This window comes from Mobiluncus sp., assembly GCF_034180645.1.
Classification (GTDB): domain Bacteria; phylum Actinomycetota; class Actinomycetes; order Actinomycetales; family Actinomycetaceae; genus Mobiluncus.
In genome coordinates this window covers 50,417-63,914 of record NZ_JAXFNY010000020.1, presented here as the reverse complement: position 1 = coordinate 63,914, position 13,498 = coordinate 50,417, and the positions used below count along the sequence as shown (strand labels likewise).

The 13,498-nt window shown below is 55.2% G+C and carries 15 protein-coding genes and 1 pseudogene; all 16 read left to right on the top strand.

Going from position 1 to position 13,498, the window contains the following annotated elements:
* Positions 1-253: pseudogene (locus tag SPI05_RS08070) on the top strand (ATP-dependent Clp protease ATP-binding subunit ClpX); the annotation flags it as partial.
* A gap of 79 nt (positions 254-332) precedes the next feature.
* Positions 333-1,217: a hypothetical protein gene (locus SPI05_RS08065; RefSeq protein ID WP_321077613.1), complete on the top strand. Its 885-nt coding sequence runs from the start codon at positions 333-335 to the stop codon at positions 1,215-1,217.
* 162 nt (positions 1,218-1,379) lie between these two features.
* Entirely contained in the window at positions 1,380-1,715 is a 336-nt protein-coding gene (locus tag SPI05_RS08060; protein WP_321077612.1) for a chorismate mutase, read from the top strand.
* A 123-nt stretch (positions 1,716-1,838) separates the two neighbouring features.
* Positions 1,839-2,366 (top strand): DUF4418 family protein, encoded by a 528-nt coding sequence (locus tag SPI05_RS08055; RefSeq protein WP_321077611.1) that lies wholly within the window; start codon positions 1,839-1,841, stop codon positions 2,364-2,366.
* 6 nt (positions 2,367-2,372) lie between these two features.
* Entirely contained in the window at positions 2,373-3,593 is a 1,221-nt protein-coding gene (locus tag SPI05_RS08050) for an ABC transporter permease (RefSeq protein WP_321077610.1), read from the top strand.
* On the top strand, positions 3,594-4,298 hold the full coding sequence (locus SPI05_RS08045; RefSeq protein ID WP_321077609.1) for an ABC transporter ATP-binding protein: 705 nt from the start codon (positions 3,594-3,596) through the stop codon (positions 4,296-4,298). It begins immediately after the preceding gene.
* Between the two features lie 137 nt (positions 4,299-4,435).
* A complete protein-coding gene (locus SPI05_RS08040) occupies positions 4,436-6,145 on the top strand; it encodes an FTR1 family protein (protein WP_321077608.1) in 1,710 nt (569 codons plus the stop codon).
* Positions 6,145-6,786, top strand: a complete 642-nt coding sequence (locus SPI05_RS08035) for an iron transporter (protein ID WP_321077607.1) — start codon at positions 6,145-6,147, stop codon at positions 6,784-6,786. Before SPI05_RS08040 ends, SPI05_RS08035 begins: the two co-directional genes overlap by 1 nt.
* A gap of 10 nt (positions 6,787-6,796) precedes the next feature.
* Positions 6,797-8,071, top strand: coding sequence for a DUF2318 domain-containing protein (locus tag SPI05_RS08030; RefSeq protein ID WP_295027987.1), 1,275 nt, complete (start codon positions 6,797-6,799; stop codon positions 8,069-8,071).
* A 21-nt stretch (positions 8,072-8,092) separates the two neighbouring features.
* A complete protein-coding gene (locus tag SPI05_RS08025) occupies positions 8,093-9,394 on the top strand; it encodes an ABC transporter permease (protein ID WP_321077606.1) in 1,302 nt (433 codons plus the stop codon).
* Between the two features lie 6 nt (positions 9,395-9,400).
* On the top strand, positions 9,401-10,564 hold the full coding sequence (locus SPI05_RS08020) for an ABC transporter permease (protein WP_321077605.1): 1,164 nt from the start codon (positions 9,401-9,403) through the stop codon (positions 10,562-10,564).
* A gap of 7 nt (positions 10,565-10,571) precedes the next feature.
* Positions 10,572-11,312: an ABC transporter ATP-binding protein gene (locus tag SPI05_RS08015; protein ID WP_321077604.1), complete on the top strand. Its 741-nt coding sequence runs from the start codon at positions 10,572-10,574 to the stop codon at positions 11,310-11,312.
* Positions 11,305-11,733 carry an FMN-binding protein gene (locus SPI05_RS08010; RefSeq protein WP_321077603.1) on the top strand — a complete coding sequence of 143 codons (429 nt, stop codon included), beginning with the start codon at positions 11,305-11,307 and terminating at the stop codon, positions 11,731-11,733. Before SPI05_RS08015 ends, SPI05_RS08010 begins: the two co-directional genes overlap by 8 nt.
* Before the next feature lie 5 nt (positions 11,734-11,738).
* Positions 11,739-12,635, top strand: a complete 897-nt coding sequence (locus tag SPI05_RS08005; protein WP_321077602.1) for an FAD:protein FMN transferase — start codon at positions 11,739-11,741, stop codon at positions 12,633-12,635.
* A gap of 133 nt (positions 12,636-12,768) precedes the next feature.
* Complete coding sequence (locus SPI05_RS08000) at positions 12,769-13,098, top strand: NTP transferase domain-containing protein (RefSeq protein ID WP_321077601.1); 330 nt, start codon at positions 12,769-12,771, stop codon at positions 13,096-13,098.
* The gene (locus SPI05_RS07995; protein WP_321077600.1) at positions 13,010-13,387 is read left to right on the top strand and encodes a molybdenum cofactor guanylyltransferase; all 378 of its coding nucleotides are present in this window, start codon (positions 13,010-13,012) and stop codon (positions 13,385-13,387) included. The genes SPI05_RS08000 and SPI05_RS07995 overlap by 89 nt, the downstream gene beginning before the upstream one ends.
* Positions 13,388-13,498: the final 111 nt, after the last annotated feature.

Below are 13,498 nucleotides of genomic sequence, written 5' to 3'. Positions count from 1 at the left end.
GCTCGACGGGGTGAAACTGACTTTCACCGATGCGGCGATTCACGCGGTGGCCGAGCTGGCTGAGAAACGCGGTACCGGGGCGCGTTCGCTGTCGACCCTGATGGAAAACACCCTCTCTCAAATCATGTTTGACCTGCCCTCACGCGACGACGTGGCGGAAGTCATCATCGAGGCGGAGTGCGTTTTTGAAGGCGCCGAGCCCACCTACGTGCTGCAGGACATTCACGGCGGTTCGGTCGCAAAGACCGCCTAACGTTTAGCTGTATTAAACCAAATCGTTCACTAATACTGAGATTGATGGTAGACTCGAACTGGGATTTGGGAGGGATATCATGAGAAAACTATTTTCAGGACTGGTTTGTTTTTCCATCCTCATGATTGGTTTATCAGGATGTTCTCACGACGACTCGGAGACGCCTTCCTCGCAGAACAAGCCCAGTAATACTGCTAGTTCTGTCGATGCAGCTAATCCCCACATGCTTGAAACCGGCCCGGGATATGCGGGATCACTTTCCTCCCGTGAAGTGCTCAATTGCAGTCTTTCAATACCCAGTATCGATGTAAACCCTCAGCCGGATACGTTTATTCCCCTAAACTATAACCGTATCTGGGATCCGAGTGTACCAGCGGTAAATGGCAGTTCTTGGTATAAACAAATCCAGACAAACATTAAATCAGGAGACCCGGATGCTATCGGGGAAGTCTCTTTGACTCTGTTGCGTCTGTTACAGACCTATCATCCTGACCAGGTCGGTATGGGGCTGTACTTTGATACAACTAACAACCAAAGTGGAATTTCGCTCGTGGGTAATGGAAAAAGTACCGAGATGACTTGGCACAAAGTTATCGAACAGCTCGATATTCCACAGGACAAAGGAGCTCTCGAGCTGGCAGAGCTTTTGCCGGAAACGACCCCAAAAGTCCAAGTCACCTATGTTGAGAACAGCACTGAAAAGCTCTGTAACGCGGCACGGGGATTATCCGAATACCTGTTTAGAACCAGTTACCTTTTGACGGGAAACTATAGCCTGACTTACGACACCTCTAAAGGTATGCTCAACTTCAGTCAACGTAAAGGAACCACCAATCCAGACGGTGGCCTGTTGAATCAGGATAATCTGCCACCAAAACTATTGGCTGAAATAGATGAAACCATTGATGTTTCCAGACTCATCGAAACGAAATATTCAGGTCTCATTTATTACTCTGAGTTTTAACCTGACTCCCATCCTTTTGCTCGACGCTGTCATATGTAGCTTTCTGTGCAACTGGCACGGCTTCATTGTGCTTTCGGGCAACCCATTTGATTGTCTCAGACCACTTCCACTATGGGGCGACGACCCGGTAAAGTGAGAGGGGAACCTAGTGAAGGGGCAATAATGGACACTGCTCATGCCGAAGAAGCTATCGCCGCGAACCCGCCGCAAACCCCTGCGGAACTAAAGGAATACCGCGTCACCATCGACAACATCGACGCCGCGCTCGTGCATCTGCTGGCGGAGCGGTTTCGTTGCACCCAAAAAGTCGGTCAGCTAAAGGCGCGCCTAGATCTGCCGCCGGCTGACCCCGAGCGCGAGGCGCAGCAAGTGGCGCGCCTCCAGGCTTTGGCCGTCTCATCAGGGCTCGACCCCGAGTTCGCCAAGAAGTTCCTGCGTTTCATCGTGGACGAGGTTATCCGTCACCACGAGGCGGTTCGCGAAACGCCCTCTCACTAACATTTTCGCGTTTTTTCCGCAGATGAAAGCGGATTTCTCGATAATTAGGTTAGGCAAGCCTTGCCAATTATTTTGCGCAATGTCATGATTGGCAGCGTCGTTAAATCTTAAGGAGAAAAACGCATGAAAGATAGAATCATCGGTTCGTTGCCTACCATAGTGTTGGGTCTGCTCATTGCCATCGCGCCCCGGACTTTTGCGCCGGTTTGCGAGTTCGCTGCCAAGCATGGTTCCGGCATGGAACATATGTCCGGTATGAAAGATTCCGGTGGCATGGACCACATGGACCACATGGACCACATAGGGCAGGCTGGCAAAGCGATGGGTGAGGCGCATCAGCACATGGCGTGCTACTGGACCGCTCAAGCCAGTCTGGGGATTGGAATTCTCCTCGTCATTATCGGGCTGCTGGCGTTGTTTGTGAACTCCCAGATTCGTACCGGTTTGAACCTCGGTGCGGCGCTCATCTATGTGCTGGAAATTTCGATTGTCACCGTGCTCATCGGAGTGTGCAAAGGCGAGGAAATGTCTTGCAATGTGTACGCTATGCCCACGCTGTCGGCGCTGAGCTGTATAGGGATTCTGGCAGTCGGTGCGGCGATATTCCTGGATCAAAGGAATCGTCCGGAACTTCAGAAAGCGGCGGCATAAACGGCAATGCAAAGCAGCCAGATAACCTGGGGCAAACTCCCTTTTCGTAACCTCAAATATTACCGTTACCGCAGTTTAGGACTGTTCCTGGTGGCAGTCCTGCTCAGCGCGATAACGTTTGGTGCGGGGATGGTTTCGCTGAACCTCAGCCAAGGCTTGTCGTCGGTCAAGGAACGTCTGGGGGCGGACATAATGATTGTGCCCTCCCAGTTTCAGCAGTCCGCAAAGGATATTTACCTCTGCGGAGGAAAGCCGAGTGGGTTCTTGCTGCCGGATGACGTTTCGGACTTGGTCGCCAATGTTGCCGGGGTGGAACGGGTCACCACGCAAACTTATATAGCTTCCTTGATGGCAAGTTGCTGCGAGGTGCGGCTGCAAATTATCGGCATTGATCCGGACACTGACTTCGTCATTAAACCCTGGATTCAAGCCACTTATTCTCGCGGTCTACAGGACGGTGAGCTGGTTGCGGGGTCCAAGGTTCAAATCAACGCCCAGGGCAAGATTCGCCTGTTCAACTATGAATTCCCGGTAAGCACGCGGTTGGCGCCGACAGGCACCAACCTGGATTCGTCTGTATTTGCCAATCTGGCGACCACGAAAATCCTGGCACGCCAAGCTGAAAAGGTGGGGCATCCGGTCTTGTCCGCAAATGAGATTGGACACCGGGTTTCCGCAGTAATGGTAAAGGTCAAGCCCGGTTACGCCCCGGAGGACGTGGCGCAGTATATTTCCAAATCCCCCCAGCTGAAGGGCTTGGGCTTTGTGTCTACGAACGGGATTAGTTCCCGGCTCAAGGAGGGTGTGGGCCACATTGTGGGCGCTCTACAGGTCTTTCTGACTGTCTTTTGGGCAGTATCACTAGCGGTGTTGGTGACGGTCAACTGGGTCAGCGTCATGTCTCGGAGCAAAGAATTGGGCTCGTTGCGGATAATGGGCGCCACCAAGCGGATGCTGACCGCAATGTTGCTGAAAGAGAATCTGCTGGTCAGCCTGGCGGGCGGTGTGCTGGGGCTGGGACTCAGTGCGGCGCTGCTGCGGCCCTTTGATAATGCCATTCAAAGGGCTTTGAAGCAGCCTTATCTGCAAAGTGATCTGTGGAGCCAGTGTTCTCTGGGCGTTCTCATCTTGGTTACGGTGTGTCTCAGTGCCATGCTGGCCAGCATAGTCTCGGCGATGCGCCTGCTGCAAAAGGAAACTTACCAGGTTGTGCGGGAGGGACAATAGATGCTGCTGGAACTATGCGAGGTGACCAAGAAGTTTTCACGGCGGGGCCGCGAGTTCAATGCGGTAGACAGCGTCAGCCTGGAGATAGATGCCAACCAGTTCGTGGTCATTTCAGGCAAATCTGGCAACGGAAAAACAACCCTGCTTAACCTCATGATGGGTCTGCTGCGGCCCAGTTCAGGAACGGTTCGGGTGTCAGGAGAGGATCTGTCTGGTCTCTCGGATCGGGAACTGTCCCAGCTGCGCCGGTTTCGTCTGGGCATGATTACGCAGCAGCAAACCCTGGTCAGTTCCCTCAATGTGTTGGATAACGTGGTGCTGCCCGCGACTTTGCCGGAACAAGGGCGTTCTTCGGGACAATCGTCCCCGGCGGCGGTGGAGTCTTTGCCCGTTAATCGCGCGCTGGATTTGCTGGAAAAGCTAGATATTACGGACCTAACACATGCCTGGCCCGCGGAACTATCCGGGGGAGAGATGCGTCGGGTCGCCATCGCCCGCGCGCTTATGACCCAACCGGAGATTTTGTTGGCCGATGAACCGACCGGAGACTTGGACGACGACTGCACTGCAGCAGTGTTGGGGCTATTCCGCGAGCTCGCACAAGGGGGCAGTACAGTCGTCATGGTCACGCACGACGCGGCCGCTTATGAATACTGCAACCGCAGATTCGACATGCTGAACGGTCGCTTGGAAGAGCTGCAGTAAGTCGAGTTTCCCCAAATTTGCGATGAACTCGGGCTCGAGCAGCCCAATGAAGCTATATTAATTAGGTAAGGCTTGCCTTATTAACTATTTTTCTGTAGCCTTATCGTGTTTCGATTTGGAAAGAAGTTGATGGAATCGTGAACACAACCAGGAACCTGACTTCCCTCGGGGCGCGAGGACTGCGGTTTATTGTAGGTTTTTCCGCTATGGTGTTGGCGCTGGTCTTCGGGGGAGTGGTCTGGCCCAGCGCGGCCGCAACCCAAAACTCCGACCTTGGTGAATGGTCTGATGTTGTGGCAGTGATGCAGGAAAAGCTCGCCGCGGTTCCCGAAGCTGGCGACCCGAGCGTGGTCCAGGCTCTGATTCGTCAAGCCTACTATGAGAACTACCAGACGAGCGGTCTGGAGGACCAGGTTAAACACACTTTGGGACGTGACGTTGACGATAAGTTCGTCACCGAACTATTGAACTTACGTAATCTCAGCCGTGACGGTGCGAGCCCGGAGGCGCTTCGGGAAGCTAGCGACCAAGTCATGACTATGCTTACGGAAACGATAACTCAGCTGGTCAAAGCCCCTAAGGTGGCGGATCAATGGAGCAGAGTTGCTGACACGATTGCGCAAAACATCACCGAGGCACAAAGCGCTTACGTCAAGGGGCAGTCCGACCGGGCGTTCACCCTGGCTACCGAAGCGTATCTGGGGCATTACGAAGCCGACGGGTTTGAAAATAACACCATTGTGCACAAAGGCTTCAGCCGGGTAACCGAGATTGAGGGTATGTTCAGCGACTTGCGCCAGGGCTACAAAGACGGTCGTGACCAGGCTCAACAGGAGAAACTCGGAAAGGACCTGATTGCAAAGCTCGTTGAGGACGCACAATTCCTGGACTCGAAAACACAGGATACCGGACCGTTAGGGATTTCCGGTTTCTTTGCCGCGTTGCTGATTCTGTTGCGTGAAGGCGCGGAGGCGCTGCTGGTGGTGGCAGCTCTGGTGACTTATGCGTTGAAAGCGGGACGGCGCGACCAACTGCGGGGAATTCTGGTGGGCGTGGTTATCGCCGTGGTCATTTCCATCGGTCTGGCTATTCTGTTTGGCCAGCTCAGCGCCAGCGTGCAGAGTGGAATGGGTCAAGAACTGCTGGAGGGCATCACCGGTCTGGCGGCCGCCCTGATGCTGATTTATGTATCCAACTGGATCCTGAGCAAGTCCAGTGGCAAGCGTTGGGAAGAATACATAAAGGCCACCGCGGGCGAAAAAACCGCCTCGGGAGGCGTTTTTGCTCTGGCATTTGTGTCATTCCTCACCGTGGCCAGGGAGGGTGCCGAAACAATCCTGTTCTTTTATCCGATTGTCGCCGGGGCGAAAATCCGCAGCGATTATTGGTTTATCGTTGCGGGTGGTGTGACGGCGGCGGTGATCCTGGCGATTCTATTTGTGCTGGTCTGGCAGTTCGGGGTGCGTCTGCCGCTCAAGCCGTTCTTTAAGTGGACTTCGATATTGCTGGCGTTGCTGGCAGTAGCCATCGTGGGTGGGGCGATTAAAGAGCTGCAAGAGGCCGCTTTGGTCGGGGCGCATGTGGTGCCTTCCGTTCCTACTGTGGTGTTCTTGGGAATCTATCCCACCGCGGAAACCCTCGGTGCCCAGATTCTTACCGCCGCAGTTTTGGTCGGCCTGGCTCTGCTGCAACGCCGCCGGGCCAAAGCAGACCAGTTGGAGGCGAGCGGCTCCGCGACACGTCCCGACACCTCTATCTCGGAAAGTAATGATAAAGCTCCCGAAGAACCCTCTTCGAGGGAAAACACACAAGACGCTGTCGAAGCGTACAGCGGAAAGGAAGAATAATGAAGAAGAAGCTACTGGCTCTGGCAGCCGTCCTGGCGTTGGGTACGAGCCTCAGCGGTTGTGGCGAAAACCCGGACAACCAGGCGAAGCCGCAGGATACCAAGCCTGCGACCGAGCAGGAACAGCCGGAAACCCCCAGCGATCCTAACGTTGTGGGTATCAATGAACTTCCGGTCGGGGATTCCGGCGAACAATCCAACGGACCGCTGAACGTAAACGTCGTATACTTCCAGGCTGTCGATATGGAACATGGCTCGATGAAGATGCCTCCGGCGTCCGAGTCCGATATGCACTTTGAGATTGACATTTCCACCAATGAAAAGGCCGAAGAATTCGGGTACCCGGCTGATTCATACATGCCCTACCTGGACGACTTGAAGACCGTGGTCAAGGATCAAAAGACCGGTGAGGAAACCGATTTGGGCACTATGATGCCGATGATTGCCGTGGATGGTCCTCACTACGGCAACAACATCAAGCTCAAGCCCGGTCTGTACGATGTGACCATCACCATTCCCTCTCCGGAAGACAAGTTCATGCTGCATACGGGTAAGGATTCCTCCGCGGTCAAGGGACGCTTCTGGAAAGAACCGCTGAAGTTCGAGTTCAAGAACTGGCAGTGGGACGGGCAGATTCTCTAAGAAGATTTCATTGCTCAAGTTATTTGTTGTCGCCCTCCGCTATGGGCTGCCGCTGTTCGTGCCGCTGGCAATCTTGCTGGCAGCACGGCCGCACGCCCCGATGGAACGCCGAGTTGTCGCTCGGATTACCACTGTGGTGTTGGTAGTGGCAGCCCTAGCGGCGGCGACGCTGGCGTGGTTTCGACTGAATACGAACCTGATAGATGTTCCCACCATGAACTTCTATCTGGTTCCAGTCATGCTGATTTGTTCCCTAGGTTTCCTGGGGGTGTCTTGGTGGTTTGGCGCCGCCGACCTCTATGACATTAAACAGAGTGCTAAACATCGGGCACTGCTGGTAGTCTCGCTGTTGACTGCTGTCAGCATCATCATCAATTTCGGCTTTGAATACGCATTTTCGACCGATGAAATTGTGCTGATGGGGTCCTCTCCGTTAGAAACGGAATCGCTGGCACGTTTTGCCGGATTTGCGTTCGGGACGTTGCTGGTGGTCATCGCCGGATGGGCCTACGTGCGCGCCACCAGGCTGGTTCCCGCCATGGTGCGTTTAGCAATTACTACCGCTGTATTTTTGGTAGTCATCGGTCCGCGCTCTATCCTGCTGTATCAGCAGCTCGCCGCACGTGGTTTCCTGCCGCGGTCGCGAACCATTTTTGAACTCGTGTTGTGGATTCAAAATGCCAACACGGTCATGTTGTTGGCCCTGGTGGTGCTGACCGCTATTCCTGGAATCATCGCCATTTGGTTTGGTTCCAAACCCGTCAACGTTTCCGGCCCGGAAGCGCGTTTAGTGAAAGCGGATCGGATTACCCGCCGTCACTTTTTGGAGCTGGCTTTGGGGGGCACGGTTGTTTTTGTTACTGCCCTAACCGTTGGCAAGCGCGTGGCGGAGGCCGTTCCGGAGTTATCCCCGATAGAGCCTTCCACCGTGAAAGGCAATGTGGTTTCCGTCAGTCGGGAGCTCGTGTCTGATGGACACCTGCATCGGTTCGCCTACGTGACCGAGGACGGGACGCAAGTCCGTTTCATCGTCATTCAAAAGAACGCGGTGGCTTACGGTTGCGGTCTCGACGCGTGTGAGATTTGTGGTGAATCCGGTTATTACGAGGACGGCGGGAAAGTCATTTGCCGGCGCTGCGGGGTCATGATGAACATTCAAACTATTGGTTTCCCCGGTGGCTGTAACCCCATTCCGATTAAGTATGAAGTTGGCCCGAAAGAATTGCGGTTTTTTGCTGACGAGCTGAGTGGGCACGCCAAAATCTTTAAAACCAAAATAATCTAAGGCTCTAAGGTATAAGTTTCCATGTTCTTTTTCAGAATGATTTTCAAGGCGTTGCGCCGGCAGGTCGGCAAACGCCTCATGATTGCGGTAACGATTTTCTTAGGGGCGGGGCTCACGACTTCCATGCTCGCGGTCATGCTGGACGTGGGGGACAAAATCAAGCAGGAACTTGGCTCTTACGGTGCCAACATTCAAGTGCTACCGCAAGGAAAATCCGTAGTTTCCCAACTCTATGACTTCGCGGATACGGATAGCTCGGCGAATTCCCAGTCCGGGGCGTTGCTGGAATCCGAGCTGGCGAAACTGAAAACCATTTTTTGGGCCTACAACATCGAAAACTTCGCCCCGTTCCTGGAGACCAAGGCCGATTTTTCAGGCCAAGACATTGATGTAGTCGGGACATGGTTTCGCAAAAAGCTGTCTATTCCCACGGGAGAAAAAGTCGATACCGGCATGGCAGATATGCGCGACTGGTGGGAAATCCAAGGCAACTGGCCAAAGGCTCCCGACGAAGTCATGGTCGGAACGAAACTGGCTCAGCAAAACGGTTGGCACCTGGGGGATTCTTTTACATTGAAACCCCCGCATGGGGAAACCGGTTCCGCGCCCAGCCAATCTTTGACCATCAGCGGCATTCTGGCCTCCGGTTCCAATGAAGACCGGCAACTGTTTGCGGACTTGAGCGTAGCTCAGAGCCTCTCAGATCGTCCGGGACAAGTCGATCGGGTCGAGGTGCGTGCTATCACCACGCCGGAAAATGATTTGTCCCGCCGTGCTGCCCGCGATCCCAGCTCACTGTCGCTGGAGGACTGGGAAACCTGGTACTGCACCGCTTACACGTCCTCAATCGCCTATCAGATTGAGGAAGTCATGAGCAACGCCGTAGCCACCCCCGTTCACCAAATAGCCGACAGCGAGGGCACGATTCTGGAAAAAACCCAGCTCATTATGACTTTGGTGGCCATTTTAGCCATGGCGGGGTCCGCTCTGGGCATCGCTAACTTGGTGACCGCTTCGGTGATGGAACGTTCCGCCGAGATTGGATTGATGAAAGCCTTGGGGGCGCGCAATCTGTTTGTAGTGCTGATGATTCTGACGGAAACCTTCATCGTGAGCCTAGTCGGGGCCGCGTTCGGGTGCCTGGGCGGCATCGGTCTGGCCCAACTGGTCGGCCACCTGGTATTTGGGGTCAGTATCAATATCCGCCCGGTGGTGTTCCCCCTGATGGCGGTCATCGTAGGGCTGACGGTTTTGCTGGGCTGTTTACCTTCAATCCGGGCGTTGGTGACTTTGCAGCCGGCGCGAGTCCTGCACAGAAAGTAGGTGGCAATGAACTCACACAAACGAATGTTCGTGCGCATCATCTGGAAAGCCTTTGCGCACCGTTTCTCTCGAGTTTTGATTGCTTCCCTAGCAATCGCGATGGGTGCCTCCACCCTCTCCGGGTTGGGGCTGGTGGCGGTGACGGTTCCCGACTATATCGCCAAGGAACTGCGCTCTTTTGGAGCAAACCTGGTAGTGCTGCCACAAGGTTCCAACGTAATTACTCCGGAAACGGTGTCCGCCATAGACCGGCAGTGCGGCGAGAGCCTGTTGGGGCGAGCCGGTTACAGCTACGGTAACCTGCTCTATGGGCAACAGCCCGTTCCCCTCATGGTGACGAAATTTGCCGACGCTCGGTCAGTTCGACCCTACTGGTCAATCGAGGGGAAAGTGCCGCAGGGTAGCGAACAGATCCTGTTAGGCATGAACCTCGCAGAAAAATTCCGTCTGCACGTCGGTGACCTGATTGGCCTCAAGGTGGCGCAGCTACGGGAAAACAACGATGAGCAGAACTCAGGAGACGTTAACCATTCCGGCAAACAGTTGGAAATATCTGGGCTGCTGCGCACCGGCGGTCCCGAGGACGATTTGGCGGTGTTGAGCCCAGACAGTTATACCGCTATGGGTGGGGTTGCCGACCACTATAGTTTGGTGGAATATTCCCTGAAAGGTGATACGGCCCAACTTAGCGCTTTAGCGAAAACTATCGAAAAAAAGGTCAACGGGATTGACGCTGAAGTGGTGCGTCGGACTACACAAAATGAGACGCGCATCGCTCATACTCTAAGCAACCTAATTTGGGTAGTTAGTATTATTATTTCCGCCCTAATGCTTATTGCGGTATCCGCAACACTGAGTTCGATTGTTTCGGAACGTGCTCGTGAGATTGGATTAAAAAAGGCCTTAGGGGCTTTGAGTAAGGACGTATTCACGGAGCTGATTGGAGAGTCGATACTGTTAGGGCTGTTCGGAGGCTTCTTAGGGGTGCTGCTGGGAATTGGGCTGGCGGATTACATATTGCAAAAAGTTTTCCTGGCGCGAGTAGAAATCAACTGGATAATTATAGTCCTCACAATTGTGTTTTCGGTAGCGGTAGCGGTTATCGGTTCTCTGTGGCCGGCTAAACGTATTGCCCGGATTAATCCTATAAACGTTCTTGGTGGAGAGTGAGAATGCTATGGCAGATAATAATGATGAACAATTGATTTATCGAGTCGAGAATGTGTCTCGAAAATACGGCGAGTTGGCGGCGCTGGATAATGTCAGTCTGGACGTGGCCCGAGGCGAGTGGCTCTCGGTAGTGGGTCCGTCCGGTTCGGGCAAGTCGACCTTGATGAACATTTTGGGCTGCCTGGATTCTCCCACCGAAGGACTGGTTTACCTGGAGGGGGAGCGTCTGGACAAGATGGGTGAACTGGAATTGGCTGCGGTGCGCCGCCGCAAGATTGGCCTCATCTTTCAACAGTTCCACCTGGTCAAGCACCTTTCCGCGGTGGAAAACGTGATGATGGCCCAGTACTACCATTCCCTCCCTGATGAAGCCGAGGCGATGGAGGCACTAGACCGGGTGGGCATGTCCGCTCGCGCCACCCACCTCCCTCATGAACTATCCGGAGGAGAGCAGCAGCGCGTGTGCGTGGCTCGTGCCCTCATCAACCACCCTTCTGTCATTTTGGCGGACGAACCGACCGGAAACCTCGACGAGGCAAACGAAAACATCGTTATCGATTTCTTTTCGCAGCTGCATCGGGAGGGCACCACGCTATTGGTCGTCACCCACGATGCCAACGTCGCTCGGCAAGGTCAGCGCCAAATCATTTTGGAACACGGAAAAATCGTCAGCGAAGTGAAAAATCAGCCGCAAAATTCCACGACAGGCACGCCGGAAACGTCGGAAACAGGAGGGAAAGATGCGTAAAACGACCGCGGGGGCATTGCTCGCTATCGGCATGGTCGCCCTCAGCGGCTGCGCGACTTACCCAGCAGCCTCAACGTTGCCCGATGGGCAATATGCGGGCAGCTCGCAGCCCGAAGAGGACGGTACGGTCGGCAAAGTTCGCTTCACAATTAAGAACGGTCAGGTGGTTGACGCTGAGTTTCGTCTCTATGACAAAGACGGGACTGTACACGACGATAATTACGGGAAAACCGCTAGCGGCGGGATAGACACGGAGTTCTACCAGCGCGCCCAAGACGCTATCAGCGCCGAACAGCGCTATGTACAGCAGTTCTTGAGGACCGGGAATCAAAATCAGGTCGATAGGGTGGCCGGGGCGTCCTTGTCACATCGGTTGTTCCTCGACGCGGTGCAGGCGGCTATGGACACCGCGAAAAAGTAGGCGTTGTGCACCTCGCGCAGATTTTGCACGGAGAAACCACGATTACTTTTGCCGCGATGGGAACGCTGGTGACGGTCTCGTGGCGCAGCGCTCCCCAGGTCGCGGAAGTCCTCCGGGTGAGCCTGCCGCAAAGGGTGGAGCAGTTGGAGGATGACTTGTCGCGGTTTCGGGCGGATTCACCCGTGAGTCGCATGAACACCGAGTGGATCAATGTCGGACCGCACTGTGCTGCGGTGTTTCGGGCTGCTCAGGATTGGTCGCAGCGTACCAGGGGGTTCTTTAAACTATTCCCGTGCTTGGGATTGGGTGCCGAAACGCTCCAACTGCGGGGCGAGCAGGCTCGTCTCACCGAGGGAGTGGGGGCTGGGAGCCTAGATTTAGGAGGTATCGCGAAAGGCTACGCGGCCGCGCACCTGGCTTCCCTCATTGCACAATCGGGCGGCAGCGACGTCTTGGTTTCGTTCGGAGGTTCGTCGATTGTGGCACCGAATCGCCGGGCCATCATCAGAGTCCAATCGCCCTGGACAGGCCGGGAATTCCTAGGAAACCTGCAGATAGAAAACGAGTCCCTCTCCTTTTCCGCACTACCGCAAACGGATATTGTCCCCAGTCTGGTGCGCAGCCACATTCGCGGTCTGGACGGGCAGCTCGCGTTTACCGATATTTGCGCGGCACTTGTGGTGGGACCTGACGCGATGAGTTGCGAGGCTCTCTCTACCGCGCTGATTGCGGGGGGCACCCCCCTGCTGCACGATTTGACTCAGAAGGGCGTTCTGGGTGGGGCGTATCGCGCCCTCGCCATGACTTCCAACGGGAGGGTATTTGCCGACCCCGAGCTACAGTTGAGCATCTCCTTAGATTTGCCCGAACCGCTGCCACTGAGCCCCGTGTTGGCGGACTGACGCCGTAACGGGCGGGTGCGGCCCGCCGGCTTGTGCCCGGTCGGTAGCCAAACCAAAGTTCTGCACAGAGCCTACAATTTACCTAAACGCTTTCGGGGGAGAGCGCGAACCCCAGGAGGTGGACTGAACGTAAATGTGTAACTGTGCAGGAAACCCGGCGGTTGTACCGGACGCGGTGGTGATTTTGGCAGGAGGGACCGCGAAACGTTTGGGCGGAGTGTCCAAACCCGACTATCGGGTGGGAGGCACCAGGCTCATTGACTGGGTTTTTGCCGAAATCGAGCGCACCAGGTGCTCCGGTCGGCTGGTCGTGGTCGCACCCGGACGCCTGTCGGTTCCCCCCCGGGGTAGTACTGACGTTGGAAGATCCCCCTTTGGGTGGACCGCTGGCGGGCCTCAATGCCGGGGTGGCACAGTTGGGGGATTTGCCGGATTCTGCGGTCGTGGCGGTGATGCCCTGTGACGCGCCACTGACCCCAAGATTGTGGGGGAACCTGTGTGCGCAAATAGAGGACTGTGCCGGGGCGGCGCCGCTGGCGGACGATGGCGAAACGCGATTCCAGTACCTGCACGGTTGCTACCGGCTGGGCGCCTTGCGGGGACTACCCCAAGTGCGGAACCGGTCAATCCGCAGCGGTTTTTCCCGCCTGGAGGTGGCCGCAGTGGCGGACCCACAACATTATTGCGCGGACGTCGACACGCCCCAAGACGCGCGAAAACTGGCGGCGCGCCTAGAAATTCTCCCGATGTAGTTGAGGCTTGATTCTCAGAAACCGCGTTCTATTTCTGAAGTACGGTCCATTTTTATCCAATTTCGATGGATTTATGAACTATGGTTCATTTTTCTAGATGGTTCCGGTGAT